Origin of the sequence: Bacillus sp. 205(2023), assembly GCF_037027485.1 — a bacterium.
Lineage (GTDB): Bacteria > Bacillota > Bacilli > Bacillales > Bacillaceae > Bacillus > Bacillus halotolerans.
Window position 1 is genome coordinate 1 of record NZ_JAXCHF010000053.1, and the last position, 237, is coordinate 237.

Sequence of the window (237 nt, forward strand, 5' to 3'; positions counted from 1 at the left end):
GGGTCTTATAAACAGAACGTTCCCTGTCTTGTTTAGTTTTGAAGGATCATTCCTTCGAAACGTGTTCTTTGAAAACTAGATAACAGTAGACATCACATTCAATTAGTAACACAAGATATCACATAGTGATTCTTTTTAACGGTTAAGTTAGAAAGGGCGCACGGTGGATGCCTTGGCACTAGGAGCCGATGAAGGACGGGACGAACACCGATATGCTTCGGGGAGCTGTAAGCAAGC

1 rRNA gene is annotated in these 237 nt (G+C 43.0%); it reads left to right on the forward strand.

Annotated features, from left to right (window positions below):
* Positions 1–140 precede the first annotated feature (140 nt).
* A 23S ribosomal RNA gene (locus tag WA325_RS21365) occupies positions 141–237 on the forward strand; the annotation flags it as partial.